Source organism: Paenibacillus sp. MY03 (assembly GCF_002165585.1).
In the GTDB taxonomy this organism is placed as follows: Bacteria; Bacillota; Bacilli; order Paenibacillales; family Paenibacillaceae; genus Pristimantibacillus; species Pristimantibacillus agaridevorans.
On record NZ_MXQD01000055.1, the window covers coordinates 12793 to 29272 of the forward strand.

Genomic DNA, 16480 nt, shown 5'->3' on the forward strand with positions numbered 1-16480 from the left:
ATGCCCGCAATGGTGCGTACGAGGGGAGTTAAGTCGGCGGGACCGACTTAAATGCCTCAAATGGTGCGTACGAAGGGAGTTAAGTCGTCGGGACCGACTTAACTGCACGCAATGGTGCGTGCGAGGGGAGTTAAGTCGTCGAGACCGACTTAAATGCCTCAAATGGTGCGTACGAAGGGAGTTAAGTCGTTGAGACCGACTTAAAACCTCGCCGCACATCAGATAGAGATATGAGACATATACCAATCAGGAGGAAACGAAGATGACTGACAATAACAAACGTGAAGCGTCGGTAGAGCGCAAAACAAATGAAACGGACATTAAGCTGGCGTTTGCGGTAGACGGTACGGGTGAGGCGAAGCTGGAGACGGATGTGCCGTTCCTGAATCATATGCTGGACCTGTTCGCGAAGCACGGACAGTTCGACCTGAGCGTAGAGGCGCAAGGCGACATCGATATCGACGACCACCATACGGTCGAGGATATCGGTATCTGCCTGGGGCAGACGCTGCGCGAAGCGCTGGGCGACAAGCGCGGCATCAAGCGTTACGCGAGCGTGTTCGTGCCTATGGACGAGGCGCTTGCGCAAGTGGTGATCGACGTCAGCAACCGGCCGCACTTCGAATATCGCGCACAGTATCCATCCGCCCAAGTCGGAAGCTTCTCGACGGAGCTTGTCCACGAGTTTCTGTGGAAGCTGGCGCTTGAGGCGCGGATTACACTGCACGTTATCGTACACTACGGACAAAATACGCATCACATGATCGAAGCCGTATTCAAGGCGCTGGGACGCGCGCTTGACGAAGCGACCAGCATCGATCCACGCGTGCAAGGAGTGCCTTCGACGAAGGGAGTATTGTAGCATGATCGCAATCATCGATTACGGGATGGGCAATCTGCACAGCGTAAGCAAGGCAGTAGAAAGACTCGGCTACGAGGCTATCGTGACGGCGGATCCCGAGACGATCGTGGAGGCCGAAGGCGCCATTTTGCCAGGCGTCGGCGCGTTCGGAGACGCGGTGCAGAACCTGCGTAATACGAAGCTCGACGACGTGGTGAAGTTTTATGCCGAATCGGGCAAGCCGCTGCTGGGCATTTGTCTCGGCATGCAGCTGCTGTTCGGCGAAAGCGAGGAATACGGCCGCAATGAAGGACTGAACTTGCTGCCGGGCCGAGTCATCCGCTTCAACGGCAGCTACAAAATTCCGCATATGGGCTGGAATAAGCTGCAGTTCCGACAAACCGAATCGCCGTTGCTTCGCGGACTAGAAGAGGGACATGTCTACTTCGTCCACTCCTTCCACGCGAAGCCGGAGCAAGCTTCCGACCTGCTGGCGACAACAGACTACAATGGCGACGTAACCGCGATAGTAGGTCGGAATAACGTCTACGGCATGCAGTTCCATCCGGAGAAAAGCGGAGAGCTCGGCATGCAGCTGTTGGATAATTTCCTGGCGTTGACGGGCAGCCCCAAAATAGCAGCGAATGTGTCGTAACAACGTAACAACGAAACAACGAAATACGAAACAACGAATCAACGAATGACCGATGTACGAAGGCCAATGATTTCCGGCTGACGCATCGTTAGCGGGTCCCGATTAAGCGATTAATCCGACAATAAGGAAAACTGTCCTTCTTGGGGAGTTAATTGCCAACGGACAACGGACACATGAGACGCTAAATTGGTCAAATTCAATCAACTGAAATAGTTAACGGACATCAGATGCCTTATTGACTTCAACCGGAGGGGGTATCCCCCATTTTGGATGAAATAGCGTCGTTTGTGTCCTTTAGATTTACAAAACATATGTTTTTATCGAAATAGCGACTCCTGTGTCCGTTAGCGAAACAATGGTAACTCGGTGAGACGGCCATTGTCGCGCATTTCGATGAAAGATGGAAAGGTAGGGATAACCTATGCTGGCGAAACGTATAATACCGTGCTTGGACGTAAAGGACGGGCGAGTAGTGAAGGGCGTTAATTTCGTCAACCTGCGCGATGCAGGCGATCCTGTAGAGCTTGCGGCGACCTACGATCGCGAGGGCGCGGACGAACTCGTGTTTCTCGACATATCGGCGTCGGTGGAAGGACGTGCGACGATGATTGAGGTCGTGAAACGTACGGCGGGCGAAATTACGATTCCGTTCACCGTTGGCGGCGGCATCTCTCATGTCGACGACATGAAGCGGATTCTGCGAGCGGGGGCGGACAAGATCGGCATCAACACGGCCGCAGTCAAAAATCCATCGCTCGTTTCAGACGGAGCGCGGCACTTCGGATCGCAGTGCATCGTCGTCGCAATCGACGCAAAGTTTAATCCCGAGTGGGGCGAGTGGGAAGTTTATACGCATGGCGGAAGGCAGACGACGGGTATTCGGGCCTTGGAATGGGCGCGCGAGGTAGAGCGTCTGGGAGCGGGCGAGATTTTGCTGACCAGCATGGACGCCGACGGCACGAAGGACGGCTTCGACGTGAAGCTGACGGGGGCTGTCTCTCGGAGCGTAGGCATTCCGGTCATTGCTTCCGGCGGTGCCGGCAACATTGCGCATTTCGCGGAAGTATTCCAGGATGCGCAGGCGGACGCCGCTCTTGCGGCTACGATTTTCCATTACAAAGAACTCACGATAGCGCAAGTGAAGGACGATCTGCGGAGCAAAGGAGTTGAGGTCAGGTGACGACAAGCAACATGAATGAATTGAAGGCTGCCATCAAGTGGAGCGAGGACGGCCTCGTTCCCGCGATCGTCCAGGATGCGCAAAGCAAGGAAGTGCTCATGCTCGCTTACATGAACGAGGAATCCTTGAGGCTCTCCGTCTCGACCGGGACGACTTGGTTCTGGAGCCGCTCCCGCAACGAGCTGTGGAATAAAGGCGCGACAAGCGGCCATACGCAGCGTATCGAGTCGATGAGCTACGACTGCGACGGAGATACGCTATTGGTTCGCGTAGCCCAGCAGGGTCCTGCATGCCACACGGGACGGTATAGCTGCTTCTATAACGGCATCGAGCTTGAGTCAGGCGCGCAGCAAGCCGATTCCGCCGATGAAGAAGAGTCCTCCGACCGTTTCGGCATTCTCGGCAAGCTGGAGACCATCATCGCTCAGCGATATGCGGAGCGTCCTGCAGGCGCGTATACGACCTACCTGTTCGATAAAGGCGTGGATAAAATTCTCAAGAAGGTCGGAGAAGAATCCGCTGAAGTTATTATCGCAGCGAAGAACCAGGATAACGACGAACTTCGCAGCGAAGCCGGCGATCTGCTTTTCCACTTAATGGTGCTGCTGCGCGAACGAGGGCTGCCTCTCGACGACATTATGAGCGAGCTGAACAACCGTCACGGCAAACCGACGACGAACAAAATGCGATAAAAGGGCAGACAAATCGCCCAAATTCATGACTTTGTCGAAAAATAGTGCATTTACATTTTTGAAATCTTCATAAATCAATGTATAATAGGACAGGTAAGCTTGATTGGAGTCATATAGTGCGAGTTCAAAAAGCGGACTTTTTGAACAACCTCTAGTAAATTATTTGGTCGAAACGCTCAGGAGGGTATCATGTTAAGCGACAAGGTGCGTATTTTTTCAGGTTCGTCAAACCCGGTATTGGCTCAGAAAATTAGCGAAGAGCTTGGTTTGAACCTAGGTTCCATCAAACTGTCCCGTTTCAAGAGCGGTGAGATCTACGTTCACTACGAAGAGACGATTCGGAACTGCGACGTCTTTCTCGTTCAGTCGTTCTCGCATCCCATCAATGAGCACTTTGTCGAATTGTTGGTTATGATCGACGCGGCGAAGCGTGCTTCCGCAAGGACGGTCAACATCATTATGCCGTACTACGGATATGCTCGTCAGGAACGGAAGGCTGCGCCACGAGAGCCGATCTCGGCGAAGATGCTGGCGGATGTACTGACGACGGTCGGAGCGACTCGCGTCATAACGATCGATCTTCATGCTCCGGCGATCCAGGGCTTCTTCAACATTCCTGTGGACCATATGACGGCGCTGGACCTGATCAGCGATTACCTGAAGTCCAAGAACATTAAGAACCCGGTTGTCGTATCTCCGGATGCGGGCCGCGCGTCTACGGCGGAGAAGCTCGCCAACTACCTGGACACCTCGTTCGCCATCATGATCAAGAAGCGCTCCGCGCACAACGAGTCCTCCATTACGCACGTCATCGGCGACGTCGAAGGGCAGACGCCGATCATTATCGAGGACTTGATTGATACGGGCGGTACGATCGTGAACGTAGTCGAAAGCCTTAAGGAACGCGGGGCCGCGGATGTATATGTCTGCGCCACGCATCCGCTGTTCTCCGGCTCGGCCATCGAGCGTTTAGACCATCCATCTATAAAAGAAGTGATCGTGACCGATTCTATCATGCTGCCCGAGGAGACGCCGGAACGATTTAAAATTTTGTCCGTTGCGCCGTTGCTCGCGGAAGCGACTCGGATCATTCTGGACGGCGGCTCTATCAGCACGCTGTTCAAGAACAAAGGCGTATAATCGGAATATTCCAATTGCGAAAATCGCGGGCGGCCTGGAGGCTGTCCGCGATTTTCCCACATATTCTAGCATGTTGGGACATGCCCGGCTATGGTATAATCGTGCTGACGAAGGATAGAAAAGGAGGTGCCTTGCAAATGAACAAAAAAAGAATGGCGGTCGGCGAAGGCGCGAATACGAACATTATCTCTATACAGTGGGACGCTACATTCTTCTTCGAGCGCGCGGTACGCTCGCTGGACCGATTCCATTATGACAAGGCACTCAAATATTTCCGGAGAGCCGTAGAATACGAACCGGACAATCCCGTGAATCATTGCAATATGGCGGGTATTCTGTCGGAGATGGGCAACTATAAGGAGTCCAACGAGATTTTGGGCCGAATTATGGACGATCTCGACCCTATGATGACGGAATGCCACTTCTATATGGCCAATAACTTCGCCAACATGGAGTTGTATGAGGCCGCCGAGCAATCGCTCGTTAAATACCTGCAAGAGGATCCCGAGGGACAATACCTGGATGAAGCCGAAGAGATGATGGATCTGCTTCAATTCGAGCTGGAGCGGCCGATGGAGCTTAAGAGCATTAAGGCTCGCGAAGGCATGGTGGAGCACGACCAGGCACGCGCGCTGCTGGAGGAAGGCAAGTTTACCGAGGCCGTACGCATTCTGGAGGATATCGTAGAGGGGCAGCCCGAATTTCTTGCGGCTCGCAATAATCTTGCGCTGGCTTATTATTATATGGGATTGTTCGACAAAGCGAAGGAAGCCATTCGGAGTGTGCTAGCCCAGGATTCTGGCAATTTGCACGCGCTTTGCAATCTAGCGATTTTTTATCAGCACGAAGGAGACAAGGACAATCTCGCGGAGCTGGTGGATTTGCTGACCAAGACAGTGCCGTTTCATCAGGAGCATGTGTTCAAGCTCGCGACGACGATGGGCATATTGGGCGAACATGAGATTGCCTACAGGCATTTCATCCGTCTCGCCAAGGACTCTGAGGTACAGCAAGATCCGTGCCTGTTCCATTACGCCGCGGTAGCGGCATGCAACATAGGCAGACTTAACGACGCCGAGCGGCTGTGGAAGACGACGATGAAGCTCGACCCGAGCTCCGATGTTCCTCATTATTACATGCAGCAGCTCGAACAGCTCCGTCAGGGACGCGCCGCAGCGCCTATCAGCTATCATTATCATCTGCCCTTCGAGGAGCAGTTCAAGCTATGGGAGAAGTCGACGGACGGCATTCCCGATCATCTAAAGAGCGATCCGCTTGTCCGTTCCTCATTCTTCTGGGCGCTGCGGCATGGGGACCAGCATACGAAGCTGCAGGTCATTCAGGCGTTCGGCATGATTGCAGATAACGAAGTGAAGGACGTATTGCGCGCATTCCTGCTGGAGTCGGACGAAGACGATTATTTAAAAAAAATCGCGATTTTCGTCTTGCGCACGATCGGCGTGCAGGAGCCGCTAAAGGTCGTGCTGGAAGGCAAGGAGACGACCATCGAACCGAACCGCGTGCCGTCGAGGCTGCCGGAATGGCATGACAAGTGGGAGGAAGTGGCCCAAACCGCGCTGAGCCGGATGAGCAAGCATTATGATCTCGTCCAGCAGCATGATATGATGACATTATGGGTGGAGTTTTTGTCGCGCGTCTATCCCGACGTTCCCAAGCTGACGAAATCGGAAGGCTGGGCGGCGGCTCTCGAATACTTAACGGCCAAGATGCATCGTCGTGCGATCTCTTACCACGAGGTGTCCGTTCGTTATGGAACATCGATCGCGACGGTAAGCAAACACGTAAAGCTGATCGACAGCGCATGCGGCATCAAGGAGAAAATGAAGAGCATCAGCTCGTTTTTCTCCTCGCACGAACCCAACGAAGACTAAATTTGGCATGAGGTGAGAATCAATGTACAAATCCATTATTATCGGCACGGGACCAGCCGGACTGACGGCTGCCATCTACCTGGCGCGCGCCAACATGAACCCGCTCATTATCGAAGGACCGGAGCCGGGCGGACAGTTGACGACGACGACGGAGGTCGAGAACTTCCCGGGCTTCCCCGAAGGTATTATGGGCCCTGAGCTCATGGACAATATGCGTAAGCAAGCGGAGCGCTTCGGCGCGAAATTCCTGACGGGATGGGTCAACTCCATCGACCTGTCGCAGCGTCCGTTCAAGTTGCAAGTGGAAGGCCAGGGCGAGATCGTCGGAGAGAGCGTCATTATTTCCACGGGGGCGTCGGCTAAGTATCTCGGCATTCCGGGCGAGAAGGACAACGTGGGCAAAGGCGTCAGCACTTGCGCGACATGCGACGGCTTCTTCTTCCGGGGCAAAAAGATCATCGTGGTCGGCGGCGGCGACTCCGCGATGGAGGAAGCAAACTTCCTGACGCGTTTCGCCACGAACGTTGAGCTGGTCAACCGCCGCGACGAGCTGCGCGCTTCCAAGATCATGCAGGAGCGCGCCCGCGAGAACGAGAAGATCAGTTGGAGCCTTAACCGCACGCCAGTGGAAGTCGTGGCTAACGGCATGGGAGTAACGGGCCTCAAGGTGCGAGACAATGCAACGGGGGAAGAAGAGGTTATCGAAACGAACGGCATCTTCATCGCGATCGGCCATACGCCGAACACGAAGTTCCTCGGCGGGCAGATTGACACGGACGAATATGGTTACATTCAGGTCAAGCCAGGCTCCTCGGAGACGAATGTTCCGGGCGTATTCGCCTGCGGCGACGTGCAGGACAGCAAGTATCGTCAAGCCATCACGGCAGCGGGCAGCGGCTGTATGGCCGCGCTCGACTGCGAACGGTTCCTGGAAGGATCCATTACGCATGACTGGAGCCAGTCGCTGTAATCGACCATGCGGCGGCGGGAACGACGAGGAACGTTAAAGCGTGATCTGCGGCGACGCTTGTCTGGGCACAACAGGCAGCTTGGGCTGTCCTCGCCGCGACCGCATAGATGGACTGCACCTGAGAAGTCGGCAATAATCAGGCGGCGGTCCTCTTCATTTTCGCGAATGAAACGCGTTGCACGCCATAGGATGAGGAAAGCCGTTTCACCTTGACCGACGCGGAAACAACGCTTATAGTTGGAACAGAGAATGTTAATTATGTAAACGAGGTGGCTATTGTCATGTCTGAGAAGATTTACGTGGGCGTCGATGTCGGCGGCACAACCATTAAGGTAGGCCTGTGCGACGCAGAAGGGCAACTCCTTCATACCTATGAAGGGGCGACGGAAACGGATAAAGGTACGGACGCTATTCTTCATAATATCGCGAGGTACGCGCGCAACATTGTAGAACAGTCTAATTACGGCTGGGAGCAAGTGGACGGCGTAGGCGTCGGTATCGCGGGTTTCTTGGACATCTCGAAGGGCTACGTGAAATATTCGGCAAACCTGTACATCGAGAATACGGATTTAAAGGGTTTCCTTGAGCGGGAACTTGGCAAAACCATTAAAGTGAACAACGACGCGAACGTTGCGGCGCTGGGCGAAGCATGGGCTGGCGCAGGCAGAGGCGTAGCGCATTGCGTATGTTATACGCTCGGCACTGGTGTCGGCGGCGGCATTATTATAGACGGCAAGATCGTAGAGGGCTTCAACAGCATGGCGGGCGAGCTCGGCCATATCGCGATCGTTCCGGATTTGGAAGCAATCCAGTGCGGCTGCGGCAAGATGGGCTGTCTGGAAACCGTATCGTCCGCGACAGGCATCATTCGTATGGCGAAGGACGCCGTGGCTCGCGGCGACCGGACGACCCTTGCGCAGGTGGAGAACATTATGGCGAAGGACGTTGTCGACGCGGCGAAAGCCGGCGACGAGGTGGCTGCGCGCATCGTGAGCCGCGCTGCTTATTATCTCGGCAAATCGATGGCGATGCTCTCCATCGTTTTGAACCCGCAATATTTTATTATTGGCGGCGGCGTATCGAAGGCCGGCGACTTCTTATTTAACCAGATTCGCGAAGTGTTCGAGAAATATACACAGGATCAAGCCAAGGAAGGCGTCAAGATCGTACCGGCTACGCTGGGCAACGATGCGGGCGTCGTAGGCGCTGCAGGACTCATTCTTAGAGGATAGTAGGTGTACGCATGGAAACGACGGCAACGCTTGCTAAGCTAGTGATCATTACCGGCATGTCGGGCGCGGGCAAGACCATTGCGGTGCAAAGCCTGGAGGATCTTGGATTCTTCTGTGTCGACAACCTTCCGCCGGTGCTCATTCCCAAGTTCGCGGAGCTCATCGAGCAGTCAAACGGCAAGATCGGCAAAGTTGCGCTCGTTATCGACCTGCGGGGACGCGAATTTTTCACGGCGCTGTCGGAATCATTGGCGTATATCAAAGATCATCATACAATAAGCTGCGAAATCCTGTTCCTGGACGCTACGGACGAAGTGCTCGTCCAGCGCTACAAGGAGAGCAGGCGCCGGCATCCGCTGGCGCCTCAGGGGCTTCCGCTGGAAGGCATCCATAACGAGCGCCGCTTGCTGGAGGATCTCAAAGGCTCGGCTTCCCAGGTTATCGATACGACCAGCCTGAAACCTTTGCAGCTCAAGGAACGTATCATCACCCATTTCACGAATGTGGAGCAAAGCAACCTCTCCGTTAATGTAACCTCGTTCGGCTTCAAGTACGGCATTCCGATCGATGCCGACTTGATCTATGACGTTCGATTTTTGCCCAATCCGCATTACGTCGAGCATCTGCGTCCCAACACGGGCCAGAATCCCGATGTCTACGAGTACGTGATGAAGTGGCCGGAGACGCATCAGTTCCTCGCGAAGCTGATCGATATGCTGCAGTTCCTCATCCCGTTATACCGCAAGGAAGGCAAGAGCCAGGTTGTGATCGGCATCGGCTGCACAGGCGGCAAACATCGCTCCGTAGCCATTGCGGAATATTTGGGCAAGGTGCTCGGCAGCAGCGACACGGAGCGGGTACGCGTAAGCCATCGGGATTCGGAGCGTGATAAGCATTGATTCGGGGGGAGAACATGCAGACGATCCAAAAGATTGTTCGTCGTCCCAAGATCGTCGTCATCGGCGGCGGCACGGGTCTCTCCGTCATGCTGCGAGGATTGAAGGAGAAGCCGCTCGACATAACGGCGATCGTTACGGTCGCCGATGATGGCGGCAGCTCCGGCATATTAAGAAATGAGCTGCAGATTCCGCCGCCGGGCGACATCCGCAACGTACTGATGGCGCTCGCCGACGTGGAGCCGCTGCTTGCCGACATGCTGAAGTATCGCTTCAAAAATGGCAACGGACTTGCGGGACACAGCCTCGGCAACCTGATGCTGGCCGCCATGACGGATCTATCCGGAGACTTCGTGACGGGCATTCGTCAGCTTAGCCAAGTGCTGGCCGTACGCGGGCGTGTGCTGCCGGCGGCAAATCGTGCAATCGTGCTTAAGGCGGAGCTAGAAGACGGAACTATCGTGACGGGGGAATCGCAAATTCCCAAAGCGGGGAAGGCGATAAAGCGCGTGTTCCTGGAGCCTGCCGATGTCGTGCCGCTCGCGGAAGCTGTGGAAGCCATCGAACAGGCCGACGCCATTCTGATCGGCCCTGGCAGTCTGTACACGAGCATCATGCCGAACTTGATCGTTCCCAAGCTGGCTCAGGCGATCGTGGAGTCGGAGGCAGTCAAGCTGTTCGTCTGCAACGTGATGACGCAGCCGGGCGAGACGGATAATTATACGGTCAGCAATCATCTGGACGCCATTCACGCCCATATCGGCCATCATTTATTCGATTATGTCATCGTAAACGACGGCGAGATTCCGCCGCAGGTGGAGAGCAAATACGCCGAGCTTGGGGCCAAGGCTGTCCAGTTGGACATTGACGAGGTCACCCGCAGAGGGTACAAGGTTATCGCCGACAAGCTTGTGTTGTTCCGTACGTTCCTGCGTCACGACGCGGAGCGGTTAAGCCACCATATCTACAAGCTGGTGGAGAATTGGATGTTACGAAAGAGGTGAGGCAGAATGTCTTTTGCGGCCCAAACAAAAAAAGAGCTGACGATGGTAGAAGCGGACAGCTGCTGTGAGCGCGCCGAGTTATCGGCCCTTATACGGATGAACGGTTCGGTCAGCTTATCCAGCCGCAAGGTCGTTCTTGACATCTCGACGGAGAATGCCGCGATCGCGCGCCGAATATATTCACTGATCAAGAAGCACTTCGACCTGCATGTAGAACTGCTCGTACGCAAGAAGATGAGGCTTAAGAAAAATAACGTCTATATCGTACGTCTTCCCGCCAAGGTGCAGGAGACGCTGGCCGAACTTCGAATCGTCTCCGAAGGCTTTATGTTCAATGATGGTATCGACAAAGAGATCGTGCGCAAGCCTTGCTGCAAACGCTCCTACTTGCGCGGCGCCTTCCTTGCCGGAGGCTCTGTTAACAATCCGGAGGGTTCGTCCTACCATCTGGAGATTGCTTCGATGTACGAAGAGCATTGCGGCGCTCTCGTCGATCTGGCGAACAAATTCGATTTGAACGCGAGATGCATCGAGCGAAAGAAAGGTTTTATTTTTTATATCAAGGAAGGCGAGAAGATCATCGAACTTTTGAACATCATCGGCGCACACCAAGCGTTGTTCAAGTTCGAGGACGTTCGGATTATGCGCGACATGCGAAATTCCGTTAATCGGATCGTCAATTGCGAAACCGCCAATTTGAATAAAACGATCGGCGCTGCCGTTCGGCAGATCGATAACATAAAGCTGCTGGAGAAGGAGATCGGACTCGACAGCCTGCCCGACAAGCTGCGCGAGGTCGCGGTCATTCGGATGCAGCATCCCGACCTTAACCTCACGGAAGTAGGCGAGATGCTGAAAGGGCAAGTAAGCAAGTCCGGCGTCAATCACCGACTTCGCAAAATTGACGAAATGGCCGAAAAAATACGGTCCGGTTCAACTTTTGCCTAGTGCTACAGCCTGTAAAATGATATAATAAGTTGTAATTGGCTTTTCTGACGGTATATGTTCAATTCTAAGCTGTCACTAAGCGCACGGCGCTTATGTTAGCCTCAGAATTCAACGCGGAACGACGTCCCCCGCATAAAGGGCTTCGACAAGCGTTTCCGCTAGATGATTCAGTAAAATATAGGGGGTATGTTTCCATGACAAGGCTTCCGGTTGTCGTTCGGTTGAAGACTGGGCTTCATGCTAGGCCTGCAGCGCTATTCGTTCAAGAAGCGAACAAATTCTCCTCCGAGGTATTCGTAGAGAAGGACGATAAGAAAGTAAACGCTAAATCCATTATGGGCATTATGAGCCTTGCGATCAGCTCCGGAACTGAAATTTCCATAAGTGCGGAAGGATCGGATGCGGAACAGGCTGTAAACGCTTTAGTCGCATTGGTCAGCAAAGAAGAGCTCGAGAACCAATAAGGCAAGCTCGGATGGGATTTCCGTCCTTTCATGAGCAAAGCAAGGGAGTCTTTTGTGCGACGCAGAGGGTCGCATAGAGGGCTCTTATTTGCGTGAGCAGGGGTTGCGTTGGGAGGGCTCTAAGACACCCTGGCAGCGGAACTATATTTGTAAATAAATTAACATGTAAGCGCATTAGTTACCAAAAAAACAATCGACATTTTAGGCAATATTTCCTATAATAATGTCAATACATAGAAGGAGTTGACGAACGTGCACGTAAGATTGGTAAATGCGGCAGGCGGAGTGAAGGAAGTAAAGGTTGGATTCAGCTGGACAACATTCTTCTTCGGATTTTTCCCGGCTTTGTTCAGAGGAGATCTGAAGTGGGCCGCGATCATGTTTATTACGGCTACGGCGATCGGGATATTCACGCTGGGTCTCGGAGCCTGGGTTCCAGGAATCATCTTCTCGTTCATCTATAACAAGATGTACATCAAGGAACTGCTGGAGAAAGGATACAGACCTCTGGACGCGCACGCGCAAAGCGTTCTGCACCAAGGCGGCATCGTTGCCGCTCCGGCATCCATGTAGTCCGTATTCGACAATTAAGGCAACCTAGGCAATCCATCAAGACAACAAATGGCGGTGAACGGGTAGTAACATAACCCGAGCACCGCCATTGCTGCGTATAATGAGGGGATGTCCTTAAATCTGTAACGTAGAAATTAGCCCCTTGAGCTTATCCGCAGACTTGTGCAAAAGTTCCCGCTCCTGCTCCGTGATCGTAATGTCCATCACCTGTCTGACGCCGCTGCGGTCGACGATACAAGGTACGCCCAGGTAAACGTCGGATACGCCGTGATAGTCGTTCAGCAAGGTCGAGACGTTGAGTACGGCGCCCTCATCACTCAGAATCGCTGTGCAGATGCGGTCGAGCGCCAGCGCGATGGCATAATAGGTCGCGCCTTTGGCTTCGATGATCTGGTAGGCGGCATCGCGAGTATTGACGAACACGTCTTCGCGGTCTTCTGCTGACAATGTAAGCTTCGATCCGGCTATGTTGGCCAAGCTCCAGAGCGGCAGCTCGGAGTCGCCATGCTCGCCGACGATATGCGCATGCACGCTGCGCGGGTCGATATCCAGCTTCTGACCGATCAGGTAGCGGAACCGCGCACTGTCGAGAAGCGTGCCGGAGCCGATAACGCGATGTATAGGAAGCCCAGCTTTCTTATACGCCATATAGCTCATAATGTCGACAGGGTTGGAAGCGATCAGCAGGATGGCGTCTCCATTATACGGAAGCACTTGCTCGATAATGCTGTCGAAGATGGCGACGTTGCGCTTCAGCAGCTCGGTGCGAGGCTCGCCCGGCTTCTGGGCGGCGCCAGCCGTAATGATGATGATGTCGGCGCCTGCACAGTCCTCATAAGTGCCGGCCCAGACGGAGGCTTGACCGAGGAACGGCATGCCGTGATTCATGTCGAGCGCGTCTCCGGCGGCTTTGTTATGGTTGGCGTCGATGAGCACCAGCTCGTCCACGCGATTGCGAAGCAGCAGCGTATATGCAGTAGTCGAGCCGACGGCTCCGGTGCCGATAATAACGATTTTGGATTTTTTCATGGAATGGAATCGCTCCTTGTATTGGAATTCACGGCGATCGCCGTATGATACTGCGTTTAATCCTCGTAGAACGGCTTGTTGACGTAGTGGTACATCCATCCCATCAGGATGCCGCCGCCGATCAGATTGCCCAGCGTGACGGGGATGATGTTGTGGAAGCCTCCCGAATAAGAGAAGTTTCCGGGATCCAACACGAATGCGATGGCGAAGGTGCATAGGTTGGCAATGCTGTGCTCGTAGCCCGAGATAAAGAAGCAGAAGACGAACAACATCATCGCAAACATCTTGGCTCCGTCGCTCTTCATCGACATGGGAACGAAGAATGCAAGGCAGACCAGCCAGTTACAAAGAATGGCCCGGAAGAACAGCTCCGAAGTCGGCGCGGTCATCTTTTTGTGCACAACCTCGAGCAAGAAAGCATTAACGTCGGGGCTTGAGAACAAGCCGGTCGTCCAGATCAGCAAGGCGAACGCGGCGGCGCCCAGGATGTTGCCTAAGTAACTAAGTACCCACAACCTGACGGTATCCAACCATCTCATGCGCTTGCGCAAAGCGGCGTATGTATAGTAGAAAGTATTGCCCGTAAACAGGTCGCCTCCGCCGTAACTGATCAGAATGATGGCTGCGCCAAACGTGATTGCGGCCATGGGATAGGTCAGCGGCGAATTCTCCAAATAGAAGAAGCTTCCCGTCTTAAAGGCGACGATAACGCCGAACCCGATGAACATACTGGCTAACATGGAGCGAGACAGGTAACGCCAGACGCTATTTTTGTATATGCGCAGCTTTTTAAGGGCGAGCTGCTCGACCTTGTTTAACGCTTCTACTTCCATGATTACCACCTCTTGATGCATAATGGGCTGGTTGCGGCTGCAGGCGATGGAACATCCTGCTAAAACCATAATAGCTTGCCGCACGATGGCGGGGAGTGATCTTTGTCACAGTTCCATTTTTAATTATGAATTAATTAGAGAAGTATGTCGACATCTAATCCCATGACGCCCCCAGTGATCTACTTTGAAACACAATGTTTAATCGAAATTTTTGTTTATAGACTAAATTTGCGGCACCATGCTTTAATTGGGGTGTTCTTCACTGCAGCGAAACGAACAAATCCCTAGAAAGTAGGTGTTGACCGGATTGTACCATTCTCATCGAAGGCTGAAACAGAATATCCCATGGCTGATTATGTTTTTGCCTGTAGCGATCTACTTTATCATGTTCAAGTATGTGCCGATGGGAGGATTGATCATTGCATTCAAAAACTATCATTTTCTGCATGGTATTTGGGGGAGCGAATGGGTCGGACTAAAAAACTTCTCCATGCTGTTTACCGACCCGGCCGCGTTCAAAACCATTCGCAATACGCTGATGATCAGCGTGCTTTCGATTGCGGTGGGCTTTCCGTTTCCCATTATACTGGCTATTCTGTTTAACGAAGTGCGCAAAATGTGGTACCGTAAAACGGTGCAAACATTACTTTATTTGCCGCATTTTCTGTCATGGGTCATTGTGGGCGGGATTGTCATTACGGTGTTTTCGCAAGAAACGGGCGTCATGAATGCGATCTGGGAGAGACTTACAGGCTCCACCTACCCGTTCTTATATCAGGAGGGCTCATGGCTGGCGATTTTCCTCGGCTCGGGCGTTTGGAAGGAAGCAGGGTTTGGCGCAATTATTTATTTGGCGGCATTGGCCAACATAGACCCGCATTTGTACGAAGCGGCCAATCTGGACGGCGCCAACAAGTGGAAACAGATCGTTCATGTGACATTGCCGGGGATTACGCCGATTATTGTGCTGATGCTTATTCTGGCGATGGGCAGAGTTATGGAAGTCGGTTTCGATCAAGTATATATTTTGCATAATCCGGTCGTATCCAATATATCCGAAGTTATTTCGACCTATATTTACAGGATCGGATTGCAAGGCATGCAGTTTAGCATAACGACGGCCATGGGCATGTTCGAAGCGCTGATCGGACTTGTGCTTGTGCTGCTCGCCAACGGCTTCGCCAGACGATTTGGACAGGGGTTATGGTGAAGGAGAGTGAGTTCTAGGTGCGAGTATCGCCGGGAGAAAAGCTGTTCTATGCAGTTAATTATATCGTATTGGGGCTGGCGTCATTAAGCTGTCTCCTGCCTATTCTCAATGTGCTGGCGATGTCGCTTAGCAACAATCAGGCGGTCGTTTCAGGCAAGGTGGGCATTTGGCCGCTAGGTTTCAATATCGCTTCTTATCAGGCTTTAATACAGGGAAGTCCGATACTGAATGCGTTCAAAAACAGCATTGTTCTGACCGCAGCGGGCATTTTCTTATGTATGCTGTTTACACTGTTGGCCGCCTACCCGCTGTCGCGCAAAGCGTTTTATTCGAGGAAAGCGCTTACATTAATGGTTGTATTTACGATGATTTTTACGGGAGGGCTGATCCCGAGTTATCTGCTCGCCAATGCGCTTGGCCTCGTCAATACTTATTGGGCGTTATGGCTGCCCGCGCTTATCAGTCCATTCAATATGCTGATCATGAAAAGTTACTTTGAAAATTTGCCCGAGGAAATGGAAGAAGCGGCGAGAATGGACGGTTGCGGTGAACTGCAGTTTATTTCGAAGATCGTGCTGCCGCTATCCGTTCCGATGATTGCGACAATCGCTTTGTTTTATGGCATTTATTATTGGAACTCGTTTTTTCAGGTGCTGATTTATATCAATCATACGGACAAATACAACTTGACGGTACTGGTTCAGCAGATGGTGCGCAGCTCGTCGATTTTACAGGAGTTCACCACTCTGCAGCCGGATGAAATGAATTTGTACCCGCCGGAAGGCGTCAAGTCGGCCGGCATTATCATTTTATTAATGCCGATGGTGGTTGTCTATCCGTTTGTGCAGAAGTATTTTGTGAAGGGTGTTATGATCGGCGCCATTAAAGGTTGATGATACGATATTTATAAAATCGGGAGGT

17 protein-coding genes are annotated in these 16480 nt (G+C 52.9%); 15 read left to right on the forward strand and 2 right to left on the reverse strand.

The window, feature by feature from the left end; genetic code table 11:
- Positions 1 to 262 precede the first annotated feature (262 nt).
- The 13 genes from hisB (at position 263) to B1748_RS30595 (ending at position 12487) form a co-directional block, all read left to right on the forward strand.
- Positions 263 to 862, forward strand: coding sequence for an imidazoleglycerol-phosphate dehydratase HisB (gene hisB, locus B1748_RS30535; RefSeq protein WP_087571748.1), 600 nt, complete (start codon positions 263 to 265; stop codon positions 860 to 862).
- 1 nt (position 863) lies between these two features.
- Positions 864 to 1496 (forward strand): imidazole glycerol phosphate synthase subunit HisH, encoded by a 633-nt coding sequence (hisH, locus tag B1748_RS30540; RefSeq protein WP_087571749.1) that lies wholly within the window; start codon positions 864 to 866, stop codon positions 1494 to 1496.
- Between the two features lie 421 nt (positions 1497 to 1917).
- The gene (hisF, locus tag B1748_RS30545) at positions 1918 to 2676 is read left to right on the forward strand and encodes an imidazole glycerol phosphate synthase subunit HisF (RefSeq protein WP_087571750.1); all 759 of its coding nucleotides are present in this window, start codon (positions 1918 to 1920) and stop codon (positions 2674 to 2676) included.
- 11 nt (positions 2677 to 2687) lie between these two features.
- Positions 2688 to 3368, forward strand: coding sequence for a bifunctional phosphoribosyl-AMP cyclohydrolase/phosphoribosyl-ATP diphosphatase HisIE (gene hisIE, locus B1748_RS30550; RefSeq protein ID WP_087571791.1), 681 nt, complete (start codon positions 2688 to 2690; stop codon positions 3366 to 3368).
- A 189-nt stretch (positions 3369 to 3557) separates the two neighbouring features.
- The gene (locus B1748_RS30555; RefSeq protein WP_087571751.1) at positions 3558 to 4508 is read left to right on the forward strand and encodes a ribose-phosphate diphosphokinase; all 951 of its coding nucleotides are present in this window, start codon (positions 3558 to 3560) and stop codon (positions 4506 to 4508) included.
- A 137-nt stretch (positions 4509 to 4645) separates the two neighbouring features.
- Entirely contained in the window at positions 4646 to 6400 is a 1755-nt protein-coding gene (locus B1748_RS30560; RefSeq protein ID WP_087571752.1) for a tetratricopeptide repeat protein, read from the forward strand.
- A gap of 22 nt (positions 6401 to 6422) precedes the next feature.
- On the forward strand, positions 6423 to 7370 hold the full coding sequence (gene trxB / locus B1748_RS30565; protein ID WP_087571753.1) for a thioredoxin-disulfide reductase: 948 nt from the start codon (positions 6423 to 6425) through the stop codon (positions 7368 to 7370).
- 281 nt (positions 7371 to 7651) lie between these two features.
- Positions 7652 to 8602 (forward strand): ROK family glucokinase, encoded by a 951-nt coding sequence (locus B1748_RS30570; RefSeq protein WP_087571792.1) that lies wholly within the window; start codon positions 7652 to 7654, stop codon positions 8600 to 8602.
- A gap of 11 nt (positions 8603 to 8613) precedes the next feature.
- The gene (rapZ, locus tag B1748_RS30575) at positions 8614 to 9501 is read left to right on the forward strand and encodes an RNase adapter RapZ (RefSeq protein ID WP_087571754.1); all 888 of its coding nucleotides are present in this window, start codon (positions 8614 to 8616) and stop codon (positions 9499 to 9501) included.
- Between the two features lie 14 nt (positions 9502 to 9515).
- On the forward strand, positions 9516 to 10502 hold the full coding sequence (locus B1748_RS30580; RefSeq protein ID WP_087571793.1) for a gluconeogenesis factor YvcK family protein: 987 nt from the start codon (positions 9516 to 9518) through the stop codon (positions 10500 to 10502).
- A 6-nt stretch (positions 10503 to 10508) separates the two neighbouring features.
- Complete coding sequence (gene whiA / locus B1748_RS30585; protein WP_087571755.1) at positions 10509 to 11450, forward strand: DNA-binding protein WhiA; 942 nt, start codon at positions 10509 to 10511, stop codon at positions 11448 to 11450.
- A 194-nt stretch (positions 11451 to 11644) separates the two neighbouring features.
- Complete coding sequence (locus B1748_RS30590; RefSeq protein WP_068678916.1) at positions 11645 to 11914, forward strand: HPr family phosphocarrier protein; 270 nt, start codon at positions 11645 to 11647, stop codon at positions 11912 to 11914.
- A 252-nt stretch (positions 11915 to 12166) separates the two neighbouring features.
- On the forward strand, positions 12167 to 12487 hold the full coding sequence (locus B1748_RS30595) for a hypothetical protein (RefSeq protein WP_087571756.1): 321 nt from the start codon (positions 12167 to 12169) through the stop codon (positions 12485 to 12487).
- 114 nt (positions 12488 to 12601) lie between these two features.
- Here B1748_RS30595 and B1748_RS30600 read toward each other — a convergent pair whose 3' ends face one another.
- Both B1748_RS30600 and B1748_RS30605 read right to left on the reverse strand, forming a co-directional pair.
- On the reverse strand, positions 12602 to 13516 hold the full coding sequence (locus tag B1748_RS30600; protein WP_087571757.1) for an L-lactate dehydrogenase: 915 nt from the start codon (positions 13514 to 13516) through the stop codon (positions 12602 to 12604).
- 56 nt (positions 13517 to 13572) lie between these two features.
- A complete protein-coding gene (locus tag B1748_RS30605) occupies positions 13573 to 14349 on the reverse strand; it encodes a formate/nitrite transporter family protein (RefSeq protein WP_087571758.1) in 777 nt (258 codons plus the stop codon).
- 355 nt (positions 14350 to 14704) lie between these two features.
- Here B1748_RS30605 and B1748_RS30610 point away from each other — a divergent pair, with 355 nt between their 5' ends.
- Both B1748_RS30610 and B1748_RS30615 read left to right on the forward strand, forming a co-directional pair.
- Positions 14705 to 15559, forward strand: a complete 855-nt coding sequence (locus B1748_RS30610) for an ABC transporter permease (RefSeq protein ID WP_087571794.1) — start codon at positions 14705 to 14707, stop codon at positions 15557 to 15559.
- A gap of 17 nt (positions 15560 to 15576) precedes the next feature.
- Positions 15577 to 16452: a carbohydrate ABC transporter permease gene (locus B1748_RS30615; protein WP_087571759.1), complete on the forward strand. Its 876-nt coding sequence runs from the start codon at positions 15577 to 15579 to the stop codon at positions 16450 to 16452.
- The last annotated feature ends 28 nt before the right edge of the window (positions 16453 to 16480 follow it).